The organism is Streptomyces sp. NPDC058470, from assembly GCF_042721055.1.
Taxonomy (GTDB): domain Bacteria; phylum Actinomycetota; class Actinomycetes; order Streptomycetales; family Streptomycetaceae; genus Streptomyces.
The window spans coordinates 18577-33269 of record NZ_JBHXMF010000010.1 but is presented as its reverse complement, the minus strand read 5'-3'; the positions used below and the strand labels follow the sequence as shown (position 1 = coordinate 33269).

The 14693-nt window shown below is 67.2% G+C and carries 6 protein-coding genes and 3 pseudogenes; 4 read left to right on the top strand and 5 right to left on the bottom strand.

What is annotated here, in order from left to right:
- The first annotated feature begins 18 nt into the window (after positions 1 to 18).
- The 4 genes and pseudogenes from ACFWP7_RS09750 to ACFWP7_RS09735 all read left to right on the top strand — a co-directional run bounded on the left by ACFWP7_RS09750 (position 19) and on the right by ACFWP7_RS09735 (position 9639).
- Positions 19 to 6969 carry a polymorphic toxin-type HINT domain-containing protein gene (locus tag ACFWP7_RS09750; protein WP_384378749.1) on the top strand — a complete coding sequence of 2317 codons (6951 nt, stop codon included), beginning with the start codon at positions 19 to 21 and terminating at the stop codon, positions 6967 to 6969.
- Positions 6966 to 7472, top strand: a complete 507-nt coding sequence (locus ACFWP7_RS09745) for a hypothetical protein (protein ID WP_384378746.1) — start codon at positions 6966 to 6968, stop codon at positions 7470 to 7472. Before ACFWP7_RS09750 ends, ACFWP7_RS09745 begins: the two co-directional genes overlap by 4 nt.
- A 116-nt stretch (positions 7473 to 7588) precedes the next feature.
- Positions 7589 to 8498, top strand: a pseudogene (locus ACFWP7_RS09740) (IS30 family transposase); the annotation flags it as partial.
- A gap of 72 nt (positions 8499 to 8570) precedes the next feature.
- Positions 8571 to 9639: pseudogene (locus ACFWP7_RS09735) on the top strand (IS3 family transposase).
- Here the strand turns inward: ACFWP7_RS09735 and ACFWP7_RS09730 are convergent.
- From ACFWP7_RS09730 to ACFWP7_RS09710, 5 genes and pseudogenes are all read right to left on the bottom strand, one after another.
- Positions 9588 to 9785 (bottom strand): annotated as a pseudogene (locus tag ACFWP7_RS09730) (ISAzo13 family transposase); the annotation flags it as partial. The pseudogenes ACFWP7_RS09735 and ACFWP7_RS09730 overlap by 52 nt on opposite strands.
- A 644-nt stretch (positions 9786 to 10429) precedes the next feature.
- Entirely contained in the window at positions 10430 to 11716 is a 1287-nt protein-coding gene (locus ACFWP7_RS09725; RefSeq protein WP_384378743.1) for a YcaO-like family protein, read from the bottom strand.
- A gap of 98 nt (positions 11717 to 11814) precedes the next feature.
- Positions 11815 to 11943 carry a hypothetical protein gene (locus ACFWP7_RS09720; RefSeq protein ID WP_384378740.1) on the bottom strand — a complete coding sequence of 43 codons (129 nt, stop codon included), beginning with the start codon at positions 11941 to 11943 and terminating at the stop codon, positions 11815 to 11817.
- 504 nt (positions 11944 to 12447) lie between these two features.
- On the bottom strand, positions 12448 to 13131 hold the full coding sequence (locus ACFWP7_RS09715) for a glycerophosphodiester phosphodiesterase (RefSeq protein ID WP_384378737.1): 684 nt from the start codon (positions 13129 to 13131) through the stop codon (positions 12448 to 12450).
- A gap of 72 nt (positions 13132 to 13203) precedes the next feature.
- Positions 13204 to 14295, bottom strand: coding sequence for an adenosine deaminase (locus ACFWP7_RS09710; protein WP_384378734.1), 1092 nt, complete (start codon positions 14293 to 14295; stop codon positions 13204 to 13206).
- Positions 14296 to 14693: the final 398 nt, after the last annotated feature.

The window sequence follows — 14693 nt, the reverse complement described above, 5'->3', positions numbered from 1 at the left end:
CACGTGGGGAGTCGTTTCATGAATGCCGGTATACGGGCCCGCTGGGCCAAGGGCGCCTTCGGACGCAGAGTGCTGCCGGCCCTCGTCCTGGCACTGATCGTGCCCACCGGTGTCGCGGTCCCGGCACAGGCGGCCGGTGGCGGTGGCGGCCTGGGCCGCCCCGACGCGCCGAAGCAAGAGGTCAGCGAGGTCTACGCCGTCACTGGCCTGGGCGCCAAGGAGGCCCGGGAACACGTGGCCGCGGCCCAGAAGGCCAACACTGCCCAGGCTCGGACCGCCACGCAGCAGCAGACCGCCGCCTGGCCGAGGACCGGTTCGGCGACCGCGGGACCGGCGGGGAAGGGCAAGACCCCCCGGCTGACGGCCGGCGGTCTGCCCGTGACGCTCAAGAGCACGTCCGACGGCGCCTCAGGTGACACCCGGATCGCGGTGCAGAGTCGCGAGAAGACCGAGGCCGCAGGCGTGCAGGGCGTGGTGCTGGCGGCATCCACCGCCGAGCCGGGCACCGCAGAGATCGGCATCGACTACGCGGCCTTCGCCTCCGCCTACGGCGGCGACTGGTCCGGCCGCCTCCGGCTGTTCCAGCTCCCGGCCTGCGCGCTGACCACCCCGGACAAGGCGGCCTGCCGCGAGCAGACACCGCTCGACTCGCACAACGACATCTCGGGCCAGACCGTCTCCGCTGAAGTGTCGCTCGCTGGATCGGCCTCCGCGGCAGGTTCATCGGCTGTTACCGTCCTCGCGTTGGCCGCCACCACCGGCGCGTCCGCGTCCGGCTCGGGCGACTACACGGCGAGCCCGCTCTCCTCCTCCTCCACCTGGGAAGCAGGCGGTTCCTCTGGAGCCTTCACCTGGTCGTACGACATGCCCGTACCGCCCACCGCGGCTGGGCCGTCGCCCGGAGTGTCACTGTCCTACGACTCCGGCAGTGTCGACGGCCGGACCGCCTCGACCAACAACCAGGGCAGCCAGGTCGGCGAGGGCTTCGGCATCTCCTCCTCGTCGTACATCGAGCGTTCCTACGGTTCCTGTGACGATGACGGCCAAGGCGACAAGTACGACCTGTGCTGGAAGTACGAGAACGCTTCCATCATTCTCAACGGCAAATCCAGCGAGCTGATCAAGGACGACACCACCGGCGTGTGGCGGCTGAGCTCCGACGACGCCTCGACCGTCACCCACTCCACCGGCGCTGATAACGGCGACGGTAACGGCGAATACTGGACGGTGACCACTGGCGACGGCACCCGGTACGTCTTCGGCCTCAACAAGCTACCCGGTGCAGGCACCGCCGACGCCACCAACTCCACGTGGACGGTCCCGGTCTACGGCGACGACTCCGGCGAACCCGGATACGACCAGGGCTCCGCCTTCGCCGACCGTTCCGTGACCCAGGCCTGGCGCTGGAACCTGGACTACGTCGTGGACGTGCACGACAACGCCATGACGTACTGGTACACGCCTGAGACCAACTACTACGCCAAGAACGGCGCCGCCACCGCCACCGCCAAGGTCATCCGCGGCGGCTACCTCACCAAGATCCTCTACGGTCAGGACAAGGACGCCCTGTTCTCCGGCGTGACCTCTGACAAGGTCACCTTCTCCTACGACGAGCGCTGCACCGCGTCCGACTGCTCGGAGCTGAAGGAGTCCACCGCGGACAACTGGCCCGACGTCCCCTTCGACGCGATCTGCGCCTCGGGCGCGGACTGCGACTCGGCCAGTCCGGCCTTCTTCACCCGCAAACGCCTCGCCAGTGTCACCACCTACGCCTGGTCGGCCACAGCAAGCGACTTCACCGCCGTTGACAACTGGGACCTGACCCAGGAATACAAGGACGGCGGCGATATCGGCGACACCTCCGACCAGACCCTGACGCTAAAGTCCGTCCAACACACCGGCAAGAGCGGCGGCACCATCGCGCTCGACCCGGTGACTTTCACCTACGAGATGCGCGCCAACCGGGTCGACGCCACCGACGACATCCTGCCGCTCACCCGGCCCCGCATCAGGACGGTCACCTCCGAGACGGGCGCGATCACCACGGTCACCCTCTCCGGAGCGGAGTGCGTCCGCGGCACGAACATGCCGGCCGCGGAGGACGACAACACCAGGTCCTGCTATCCGCAGTACTGGAACATCAACGGCGCCCAGGACGCGTCCCTCGACTGGTTCCACAAGTACCGCGTCACCGCCGTCAACACCGCGGACCCGACCGGCATGAACGAGAACACCGAGAACTCCTACAGCTACGCCGACCCCGCCTGGCGCCACAACGACGACCCGCTCACCCCCGAGGACGAGCGAACCTGGTCCGTCTGGCGTGGCTACGGCAAGGTCACCGTCACCAAGGGCATCGCCGGTAAGACCCAGTCGAAGACCGTCTCCCTGTACCTGCAGGGCATGGACGGCGACAAGCGCAAGGACAGCACAGCCACCAGGTCGGTCTCGGTCGCGGGCGTCGACGTGGCCGGCCTGGATGTCACCGACCAGACCGACAGCGATCAGTTCGCGGGCTTCCTGCGTGAGCAGATCACTTACGACGGTTCGACCCCGGTAGCCGTGACCGTCAACGACCCCTGGTCCCGCCGTACCGCCACCCAGCACAAGTCGTACGCGGACGCCGAGGCGTACTTCGTTCGCACGGAGCAGGCGGACACGCACACCTACCTGACGGCGAGGCAGAGTTGGCGCACGCGTACCACCTCCACCACCGAGTGGGACGCCTACGGCCAGCCGCTGAAGGTGTACGACGCGGGCGATACCGCGATCACCGGTGACGAGACATGCACCCGCGCCTGGTACGCCGCCAACACCGCCCTCGGAATCAACTCACTGGTCACCCGCATCCGAGTGGTCGGCCGCGCCTGCACCACTGCCGAGACCGACCTGTCCCTGCCGACCTCCGTCGCCACCCGCGGCGACGTCCTGTCCGACAGCGCCGTCGTCTACGACGGCACGGCCACTGTCACCGCTTGGACCGCATCACAGACGCCGACTCTCGGCGACCCCACCTGGACCGGCCGCGCCTCCGCCTATCCGGCCACGGCCACGGGCGGTGAACGCAATCCGGCCAGCTGGCAGACCGTCAGCCGCGCGACGTACGACGCCCTGGGCCGGGGAGCCACCACGGCCGACGCGGCGGGCAACACCACCAGGACGACCTACACCCCGGTCGACGCCGGTCCGCTGACCAAGACCAAGGTCACCAACGCCAAGACGCAGAGCGTCTACACCTACGCCGACTACGCGCGGGGCGTGGCAACCAAGATCTACGACGTCAACAACAAGATCACCGAGACGTCGTACGACGCCCTCGGTCGCATGACCGCGACCTGGCTGCCCAACCGCTCCCGCGCCGCGGCCTACAGCGCCAACTACACCTACGCCTACTCCGTCACCAACGACGCCCCGTCCTGGTCGTCGACCTCGTCCATCAAAGCCGACGGCGACACCTACAACACCACCTACACCCTCTACGACTCACTGATGCGGCCGCTACAGATCCAGACCCCCACGCCGCAGGGCGGACGGTTGCTCACGGACACCCGCTACGACAGCCGCGGCCTGGCCTACGAGACGTACGCCGACGTCTTCGACACGACGTCCACCCCGAGCGGTACGTACACCCGCGCCGTATACGGCCATGCCCCCAAGCAGGCCGAGACTCTGTTCGACGGCGCCGAGCGGCCCGTGACCAGCACCTTCTACATCTACGGTGTGAAGGACTGGAGCACGAGCACCACGTACACGGGTGATTCAACCGCCACCACGGGCGTCACCGGCGGCTCCGCGGGCCGCACCATTGTGGACGCCCAGGGCCGCACGGTCGAGACCCGTGAGTACTCCGGCACGAGTCCCGCCGACACCGGCTATGGCTCGACCGTGGGCGCGTCCTACACGTCCACGAAGTTCACGTACACCCGCGACGGCCGGCAGTCCACCATCACCGGGCCGGACAGCAGCTGGTCCTACGGCTACGACCTGTACGGCCGCCAGATCTCCGCCACCGACCCGGACACGGGGGCGTCCACCACCGGTTACACCGCCCTGGACCAGGTCTCCTGGACCAAGGACGCGGCGGGCCGGGTCATCATCAGCGCCTACGACGTGCTCGGCCGCGCCACCGGGACCTGGTCCGCGCCCGCCACCGCCGACCTGACCTCCACCACTGAGGAGCAGGTCGACGCGAACAAGCTCACCGCCTACACCTACGACACGCTTCTCAAGGGTCAGCTGGACTCCTCCACCCGCTACGTCGGCGGTGTCACCGGCAGTGCCTACACCAGCAAGGTGACGGTCTACGACAGCATGTACCGTGCCACCACCACCCAGCTCGTGTTGCCAGCGACCGACGCACTAGTCACCTCCAAGGCCGTCACGTCGCCGCTGACCTTCTCCACTTACTACAACATCGACGGCACCCAGCAGTCCGTCACGGAGCCCGCCGCGGGCGGCCTCGCGTCCGAGATCGTCGACTACGAGTACAACGACCTGGGCCTCAACACCCAGACCGGCGGCGCCAGCGGCTACCTCCTCGACACGAGCTACTCCGCGCTCAGCCAGCCCGAGGTGCTCACCCTGGGTACCTCCGAGGCCGCGGGCATCAAGAACATGTTCGTCAGCAACCTGTACGAGGAGGGCACCGACCGCCTGACCCGGTCGTCGGTGACCGACGACACGCACGCCTACAAGCTCCAGGAGCTGAACTACAGCTACGACGACGCGGGCAACGTCACCGCCATCACCGACCCGACCACCTTGGGTGGCACCGGCAAGGCCGACAACCAGTGCTTCACCTACGACGGTCACCGCCGTCTGGTGGAGGCGTGGACGCCGTCGACGGCGGACTGCGCCACCGCCGGCCGCACGACGGCGAACCTGGTCGGCGCCGCCCCGTACTGGACGTCGTACACGTACAAGGACTCCGGTCTGCGCGCCACCGAGACCACCCGCACCACCAGCGCGACCACGACCAAGACCTCCTGCTACGACGCCACGAAGGTCCACCGGCTCACCGCCACCACCACCGGTTCCACCTGCACGGCCGTCGCGACGGCATACGGCTACGACACCACCGGCAACACGACGACCCGCCCCGACGGCACGGCCACCCAGAGCCTGACCTGGTCGGTGGAGAGTCGCCTCGACACGCTCAAGGAAGGCACCAGCACCACCGGCTACGTCTACGACGCCGACGGCAACCTCCTCATACGCCGCAATACAGGCGGCGAGACCGTGTTGTACCTGGGCGCCACCGAGGTCCACCTCGACACCTCGACCACGACCGCTAAGTTCTGGGCCCAGCGCTACTACACCGGCGCCGGCTCCACTGTCGCCCTGCGCAGCAACCAGTCCGGCACCTCGAAACTGACCTGGCTGGCCGCCGACCACCACGGCACCAGCACCCTCGCTGTCGACGCCACGGCACAGGCGGTCACCAAGCGCTACACCACTCCGTTCGGCGCGAGCAGAGGCCAGACGATCGGCGTCTGGCCGGACGACAAGGCCTTCCTCGGCGCCTCCGCCGACCCTTCCAGCGGCCTTACCCACGTCGGCGCACGCGAGTACGACCCCTTGGCGGGCCGATTCATCAGCGTGGACCCGGTTCTCGCCGTGGACGATGTCCAGTCCCTTAACGGCTACAGCTATGCCGACAACAACCCCGGCACCTACAGCGACCCCACCGGCCTCTGCATGGCAGATGTCTGCGGCGTGGGCACCCCCAAGGGCAACGTGGTGGGCGGCTCAAGCGGCATCATCACCACTGGACCCACTGACCCGAGCAACCCCAGCGCCGGCAGCTGCCATGAAGGCTCGTGCTCGGTCGCCCCTGCAAACGCCGGTGGCGGGGGTGGGACTGCAGATGTCGATACGAAATCGGTGGAGCAGGTCCTGATCGCCCAGGGACCTCAGACTGATGACGTTACTGATCTGTTGAGGTACTGGTATACCTACGCGACCGCAGACAACGGGTTCGGTGATTACTGGGACACGCCTGTTGGCGAGGGCAGTCGACTGTCGATGGCGTGCTACGGGCGTGCCGGATGCCAGGCGGCATATAACTACCTTCTGGAGACCGGCGATGTAGGCGGCGCCAAGAAGATCGCGGCAACCTACTGTCTCTACCACGCCGAGCAATGTGCATCTGACGCGAACATGGAACAGTTGGTCGCTGGAACCCTCGAGGAGACACTCGGCCTCATTGCTATGGGTCTTGGAGGAGGGCGGTACGGCTGTAAGTGCTTCCTGGCTGGCACTGATGTCCTCATGGCGGACGGCAAGACCAAAGACATCGAGGATGTTGAGGTCGGAGACACGGTGTTGGCTACAGACCCCGAAACCGGCGAGAGCGGTCCTCGTGAGGTCACCCGCCTCATCATCACCGAGGATGACAAGTACTTCAATGAGCTCTCCATCGCCACTGAAGACGGTGTCAAGGAACTGACGGCGACCCACGAACATCCGTTCTGGTCACCGTCCGAGGGCGGATGGGTCGAAGCCGGCAGCCTCACCACCGGTATGACCCTGCTCACCGACACCGGTGACACCGTGATCGTCACGGGCAACCGGGGCTACACCCAGCACGCGACTACCTACAACCTCACCGTCGATGACCTGCACACGTACTATGTGCTGGTTGGCAAAACTCCGGTACTCGTTCACAACAGCAGCTGCTCCGTCGGGTCGGTGACTGGGCCTGCCGGAGAGGTATTGCCACTGCCTAGGGGGGCTGCTGGCACACCGGTCGTCACAGGTAAGGGCTGGGCTTACGATATTCCGGCCGGAACTAAAGGTCTCGATCCTCGGGTGGCGCAAGTTCGAGTGATGGATCCTGTCACCACCGGCAAGTATCAGTATCCGAATGGTTATGTGGTGTACATGAATAAAGCAGGACAGTCAGTCAACCCCCTAACTGGACAGACGGTTAGCAAGGCTGACCCCTACAATCACATCCCGATCCCATGATCTCGATAAATGACCTGGTCCAGACCAGGCCATATTCGGCGGTTCGCGACTCGATCGAAGTAGATCCCCTGCGAGAAGTGGACGCGTTGCAAGAGGCGCAGTTGCTCGACTCCCGGGTGTGTAATTTGACCTCCACCGCGGCTCTTCTCTTCGAGCTGCGTACCTCCTTGCAGTTTGAAGTGGGAAATTCTGCGCTGCTTGTAGTCCGAGGGCTGCGCTCCTTCGACTGGAAGTCGTCGGCCAAGCATGTTCCTCTCACGGCGCTCACGGTCGTATCCAGTGTTCCTGACCGATTGGGCGAATCTTTTTGTGCCAGATTCGCATTCTTCCCGGACGCACACCTTGCAGTGGCGGGAGATCTGGCGGAGTTCTATGTCCTTGAATTGGAAGGAATTGGCGACGTGCCGCCCGACTATTCGAATGCGGATCTGAAGCAGGTTCAAGACGCCTTGCCTTCTTGGTCTTCCGCGTGCAGCCTGCTTCAGATGTCAATTTCACGCTGAGGTAAAGATCGCGCGGGTTGGCCAAAGTGACTTCGGTGTTCCCGATAGCGAATCGAAGCCTCGCCACAACCTTCAGTTCAAGAGGTCGTTGCAACACCCCGATGTAGGGGGACACGATGGACTTAGAGGTTCGGGAGAACCGGAGTCCGCAGGGGCCCAGGAAGCTCCTGAAGGAGCGTGAGCTCTACCTTTCTCTTGTGGATCAAGGAATGGGCAGCGCTCAGGCATGCCGGATCGTGGGAGTGAACGAGCGGACGGGCCGGGACTGGCGGTACGGACGGCCCGAGGGACGCAAAAAGAGGCCGCGACTGCGGGCGCAAGACGCGCCGGCGGTCGCGGTCTTCACCCGCAAGCCCTGGCAGGCACGGGCCGAAGCCCGGGGCGACTCGCGATATTTGGGCGAGGACGAACGTATCCACATAGCTGACCGGCTACGGGAGAACGCGACGGTCCGCGCGATCGCGGCCGAGCTGGACCGCAGCCCGTCCACGATCAGCCGGGAGATCCGCCGCAACCGGCATCCCGTCAGCGGGGACTACCGCCCCCACGCCGCTCACCGCCGTGCCCGAACCGGACGCCCCCGGGGCCGGGAGCGGGAAGATCGCGGTTAACCTGCGGCTACGTGACACCATCCAGTCGTGGCTGGGCCTGAAGTGGAGCCCCGAGCAGATCAGCCGGAGCCTGCGCCTGCACTTCCCCGGGCAGCCGGAGATGCACGTGTCGCACGAGACGATCTACCAGGCCCTCAACGTCCAGGGCCGCGGTGAACTCCGCCGCGAACTCACCAGGGCCCTGCGCACCGGCCGCACCCTGCGCAAGCCACAACGCCGCCCGGACCAGCGAACTCCCTGCTTCTGCGCCCCTATGGTGATGATCAGCGAGCGGCCCGTCCAGGCCGAGGACAGGGCCGTCCCGGGCCGCTGGGAGGGAGACCTGATCATCGGCAAGGACAACGCATCGGCCATCGGCACCCTGGTCGAGCGGACCACCCGCTACGTCATGCTGGTCCATCTGCCGGGCAACCGTGAGAGCGGGCCCTGACCCCTGATGTTGGACACACGAGACACCGGATCCTGCGGATCTGAGAACGGACATCTCGTGGTCATGAAGCACTACCCCGCCGAGTTCAAGGCGGATGCGGTCGCGCTGTACCAGTCGCGTCCGGAGCGACGATCAGGTCGGTTGCCGCTGATCTGGGAGTCAACCCGGAGACGTTGCGGAACTGGGTACGGGCGGCTGGCGCGAACCGGCCGAGGGGGCGCCGGTCGGAGGCGCCGGCGGAGCCGTCCACGCAGTTGGAGGTGGAGAACGCGGCCCTGCGCAAGAAGGTCCGCGAGCTGGAGGAGGAACGCGAGATCCTGCGCAGGGCGGCGAAGTATTTCGCCGGGGAGACGCGCTGGTGAACCGCTTCCAGTTCGTCGCCGACCACCAGCGCCGCTTCGGCGTGAAGCGGCTGTGCACCCTCCTCAGCATCGCCCGCTCGAGCTTCTACTAGTGGCGCAGGACCGGCGGCGACCGGGCGGCCCGTCAGGCAGCCGACGCGAAGCTCGCCGCGCGGATGCGCACGGTTCACCAGGACTCGGACGGCACCCACGGCGCCCCAAGGATCACCGCCGAACTACGGGAGGGCGAGTGTGTCAACCACAAGGCGTGTCGCCCGCATCATGCACCAGGTTGGCCTGGCCGGACTGCGGCTGCGCAGGAAGCACCGCACCACCATCGCGGACCCGGCCGCCGCGAAGGCAGCCGACCTCATCCGCCGCGACTTCACCGCCGCGGCGGTGAACACGAAGTGCGTCGGCGACATCGCCTATCTCCCGCTGGCCGGAGGGAAGTTCCTGTATCTGGCCACGGTCATCGATCTCGCCTCCCGGCGCCTGACCGGCTGGGCGATCACCGGCCACATGCGCGCCGAACTGGTCACCGAGGCCCTGGCCGCCGTCGAGCGGACAACGCACTCGCCGAGTCCTTCAACGCGACCTGCAAGCGGGAGACCCTCCAGGGCCGCAGGGCCTGGGCCGACGAGCGCGAAGCCCGCCTCGACCTGTTCCGCTGGCTGCACCGCTACAACACCCGACGCCGCCACTCCAGCCTCGGACAATGCAGCCCCATCGCCTACGAAACAGCACTCACCACAACATCAACTGGCTTGGCCCCAGCCGCATAACCCGTGTTCAAGATTCCGGGGCAAGGTCCGTCGGGGAAGTCGTGGGTGTCGACCCGCGCCAGCTCGCCTCGCGGCTCCCATTCACGGCCGTTGTCCTTGAACGGGCCGACCAGCTCCTCCTTCTTCGTGTCCACACTGATCACCGGCGGCGGCGAGGGCGACCGCTCTGATCCTGCCACGGCCGAGAGACTGGGCTCCGCACCTATCAGCAGGCGACGCTGCCGCTCGCCGAGGTGCGGCAGAATCGCCTCGAACTTTGCTGCCAGCACGGCCCGTTGCCCATCCAGCGCGCTCATGCCGGACCAACGAATCACCGAGCAGAAAGCCACGAGTTAAAGATCTGCACGCCCTTAGTGCCTGGCTGGGGCCAATGATGGAGATAACTCGGCTGGTGCCGCCTGCGGTGAACGGGACGACCAAGAATGGGGATGCGGATGAGGCCGCGATGGCGGGGACTGCCAGCGGGCCCGCCGTCAGGCCGAGGATGAGGGCGGCGGCGGTGACGGCGCGGGCGCGTGTCCGCATGAGCTGCTCCTGAGGTGCGTGGATGTCTGTGATCATCCTGCGACTGCCCGCGGCTGGGCGGATCCTCAGTGAGAAGGGCTCTGGCCCTGATGGCGACCCCGAGTAACTCCTTTACCGAGTATGGATGTTGTCAGGGACTGCTCCTAGCCGCGCAGGAAACAGGCAACGACGAGGCGCCCACGCCGACCTGCTCACCGGGCCATGTTCACGCGGGCCTTCGGCCCCTTCGCCCGGTGCGAGTGAAAGGGCCGTGGGCGTCGCGTGGTCAGCGGGCGGCCTGTGTGTCGTGGAGCAGGGCGGTGCCGCGCTCGCCGGGGAGGACGAGGTTTCCGTCCGTGATGATGGCGAAGCGCTCCATGCCTGGCACGAAGAGGTTCACCACGGCAAGGTCGTCGGTCACGTACTGCTCCCGGCGGTAGGCGGCGCAGCCTCGCTGGGTCAGTACGTCCAGCAGGTGGTCCAGGTGCCCTTGCGGTGAGCCGGGAGCCTCGGTGTCCTGGAACGCGACGTACTCGGCCCGTTCCTTCAGCGGCTCGGCGAAGTCCGCGAGGTAGCAGGCGTGCAGCCGGGGATGGTCGCCTGTCTTGATTCGCCGTGTGGGCAACTGATCGGCGAGGCGGTCTTTCAGGGGTGCGCCCAGGTACTGCTGGATCAGTTCGGTGAGCGACCGTTCGATCGCGTACCTGCGGGACAGGGATGCGCCGCAGCCCCGGACGTGGGAGGGCTCGCCCGGTGCGGGCTGCACGTATGCCGTGTACGCGGGTACGTCCACATCCGTCGTCATGTCGATGATCCAGACGCGCTGTCCGGTCATCGCCTCCGCGGCTGCCAGCAGCTCGGTCAGGTCCTGCGGCAGCGTCGCGGGGTCGAGCACGCGCAGGGGCCCGGGCCGACGGGAGAGGAACTGGTCCACCAGCAAGAGGGAGAGGGCGTCGCGTTCGATGATCTCGTTCAGTCCGTGGACGGATGCCTCCGTGACGTCGGAGCCTCCTGCCCACCCGCTGTTCACGGAGTACCGCCCAACTGACACATAGGGGTAGTCGTCGCCGACCGCGGTGCGCAGAGCGGCGGAGTGGTCTTCGAGGTAGTCGGGTACTGAGAGGAACAGCGGTATCCAGATGCTCGGGCCGCCTGTCAGCGCGTCGTACGACAGGCATGCCAGCGGCTCGTCCGGCCCTTCGGTCAGCAGGGCGACAGCCTTGTCCCGTGCCGCTTCTCCGGTCGCCGCTTCGTACGCCGAGCGCAGCGTCAGGTCGTCGGCCGTCAGCCGGTCGACTCCGCTGAGGTGGTGTTCCAGCGCCTCGAAGACAGCGCCCACGCGTGACTCTTCAGTGTGGCCCTTGCCCATGCCCAAGGCGCCGTGCGCTATGTCCTGTCCGCGGTGCAGTGTGCAGAGCCACGCCCCCGGGTCGGCGTCGGTGACGGCCTCAAGGCGAGCGGTCAGGCCCAGGCCGGAGACGGCGCGCATGCCGGCGTCGAAAGCCTCGGCAAGGGCGAGGGCACGTTCGCCGCACTGTCGCTCAGCAGCAGAAATGGAAGAGCTCTTTCCCATGTGGATTTCTCTCCTCGTTCGGAAACGGAGACGAAACCGCGGCCCGGAAGAACAGTCCCGGGCCGCGGCGTTCATTCGACTGCTATCGGGCGGAGGCGTCAGGCGTTCTCGACGTCCTCCACTCCGTCCGGCGTCTCGTCGGCGAGCTCGGCAAGCGCCTTGGTCTCGCTGGCGGCCAGAATGGTCTCCTCCGGGCTGAATCCGTACTTTTCACCGATGAAGCCCATGATGTTCTCCATTCGTTTGGTGGCCCACCGGCCCGCAGGCCGGCGCGCCGATCTCGGGTGCCTCGCAGTGAGTGGCGATAAGTCGCTCGCTGCGATGAATGAAGCCTTGCCGACCTGTCACCTCTTCGCCGCCTGAATGCTGGCCAACTCCCCTTTTCATTAAAGGAGTTGATCTGCACATGGTCCGCCCATGCGAAAGGAATGGTTGCACCAAGTTCCTTTCGGCGTGCCCCGATTTGCGCCCGCGCCGACGCGGTCGGATGAGGCTGGGCTCATCCGTTCATTAATTCTGATTCATCGGGTCGTGTCCGAAATTGGTTCCTGCCTCCTGCCTCCTCCCCTCCTATGGATGGCGGGATCGCTGCCCGGAACAGAGGCGGGCTGGACCGGTGCGGGCATGCCGGAGGCAGCGGCGAGCTGCTGATCGGGCTGTGGGCGGGGGAGGCGCGGACGCCCAGGAGATCGCACCGCTAAGGAAGTTGGGCGGAGAGCAAGGGCGGGGCCCTACCCCTTGCGCAGGGCGCACAACGTGTCGATCCGGTTCGTCGTGATCGAGTCGACGCCGAGATCGAGGAGCCTTCGCATCGAGCGCCGGGTGTCGGGCGTCCAGACCGACAGCAGGTAGCCGTCGCGGTGGATGCGCGCAGTGAGGTCGCGGTCGACCAGGCTGAAGCGGTAGTTGAGCCAGCGGGGGCGCACCGCGTCGAGGAGGGCGGGCCGCGGCGGCGCCGACGTCGTCCAGGTGAGCGCGATCTCCGCTGCGGAGTCGGCGGCGCGCACGGCGAGCATGGCCGCGGCGCCCGAGCAGTAGTACACCCGTTCCTCCGCCCCGCAGTCACGGATGACGTCCACAATCCGGCGTACCGCCCCGGCGTCGGGCGCGCCCGGCAGGTCGACCATCATCCGGCCGTCCCCGGTCGCGGCCAACGCGTCCGCCAGCGTCGGCACCCCGCCACCCGTGAGCTCGCGCACCTCGTCCGAGGAGAGCGAGCCGAGCGGTCGGTCGTGGTCCCACAGCCGCTTCAGCGTCGAGTCGTGCAGGAGGACAGGGACGCCGCCACGGGTGAGCCGTACGTCGATCTCGACCGCGTCCGCGCCCAGTTGGAGCGCGGAACGCAGCGAGTCGATCGTGTTCTCGCGGACGTGGTAGGGGTCGCCGCGATGGGCCACGGCAGTCACGGTGCGCATGGCCCCATTGTGAAGGTTCGGCGCCGCGAAGCGGCTCGTTGAGGGGTGGTGGCCGGGTGACGGGTGGGTGGGTCAGGGCGCGAGCCACGCCGAGGCGTACGTGTCGATCTCCTCGGCGAGCTTCGCCTTGCCGGGCGCGTCGAGGAACGACGCCTCGACGGCGTTCTTGGCGAGTGCGGCGAGGCCGAGTTCGTCGAGGTCGAGGAGGCGGGCGGCGACCGCGTACTCGTTGTTCAGGTCGGTACCGAACATCGGCGGGTCGTCCGAGTTGATGGTCACCAGGACGCCGGCCCGGGTGAACTCCTTGATGGGGTGCTCGTCGAGCGTGCGGACCGCACGGGTCGCGATGTTGGAGGTCGGGCAGACCTCCAGGGCGACCCGGTGCTCGGCGAGGTGCGCGAGCAGCTTCGGATCCTGGACGGAGCTGGTGCCGTGTCCGATACGGTCGGCGCGCAGGTCGTTCAGCGCGTCCCAGACCGTCTCCGGGCCCGTCGTCTCGCCCGCGTGCGGCACGGAATGCAGGCCGGCCGCGATCGCGCGGTCGAAGTACGGCTTGAACTGCGGTCGCGGTACGCCGATCTCGGGTCCGCCGAGTCCGAAGGAGACCAGCCCCTCGGGGCGCAGCCGGTCATCGGTGGCGAGCCGTACCGTCTCCTCGGCGGCTTCGAGCCCCGCCTCACCGGGAATGTCGAAGCACCAGCGCAGTACGACACCGAGCTCGGCCTCCGCCGCCTTGCGGGCGTCCTCGATCGCGTCCATGAAGGCGCGCTCGTCGATGCCACGGCGGGTGGAGGAGAACGGGGTGATGGTCAGCTCGGCGTAACGGACCTGCTGCCGGGCCATGTCCCGCGCGACCTCGTACGTCAGCAGCCGGACGTCCTCCGGGGTGCGGATGAGGTCGACGACGGACAGATACACGTCGATGAAGTGGGCGAAGTCCGTGAAGGTGAAGTAGTCCGCCAGGGCCTCGGGATCGGTCGGCACCTTGGAATCGGGATGACGGGCGGCCAGCGTGGACACGATACGGGGGGAGGCTGAGCCGACGTGGTGCACGTGCAGTTCGGCCTTGGGAAGTCCGGCGATGAAGGCGTGCGGATGACGGGCGGCATCGCGCGGGGTGTGGTGGTCGGTCAAGGGTTCCTCCCCGGAACGGCGTCCCTGCAACGCGGTAGGTGGGACGCGGGTGATCGGCTGATCGGTGGTTCAGGGATCATCGTAGGCGGCGGCCCACCTGGTACAGGCTCGGGCCGTAGCATGACGGAACGTACGACGGAGGGGGAGCCTACGCATGTCCGAGGACGCGCAGACGCCGGGAGCACCACAGGACGCGGGCGCGGCCGCGTGGGCTTCCGGGGGAGAGGCAACCCCGCCACCGCGATCCGCCGCGACGTCACTGGGGGACCAGCCGTCGGATTCCGCACCTGCGGCTGCCGCTCCTGTCTCGGGGCTCCCGTCGGGTGAGTCGGTGGAGGGAAGCCCGCTGCCGTCCGACGCGACACCGTGGGCGAACGGGGCGCCTGGTTCCGTCCCTGAGGCTGCTGCTCCTGCCTTGGGGGTCCCGT

What these genes read in the sequence shown, in the direction of transcription:
- ACFWP7_RS09745 (WP_384378746.1), top strand. Translation starts at nt 6,966, where the DNA reads ATGATCTCGATAAATGACCTGGTCCAGACCAGGCCATATTCGGCGGTT.
- ACFWP7_RS09715 (WP_384378737.1), bottom strand. Translation starts at nt 13,131, where the DNA reads ATGCGCACCGTGACTGCCGTGGCCCATCGCGGCGACCCCTACCACGTC.
- ACFWP7_RS09750 (WP_384378749.1), top strand. Translation starts at nt 19, where the DNA reads ATGAATGCCGGTATACGGGCCCGCTGGGCCAAGGGCGCCTTCGGACGC.
- ACFWP7_RS09725 (WP_384378743.1), bottom strand. Translation starts at nt 11,716, where the DNA reads ATGGGAAAGAGCTCTTCCATTTCTGCTGCTGAGCGACAGTGCGGCGAA.
- ACFWP7_RS09720 (WP_384378740.1), bottom strand. Translation starts at nt 11,943, where the DNA reads ATGGGCTTCATCGGTGAAAAGTACGGATTCAGCCCGGAGGAGACCATT.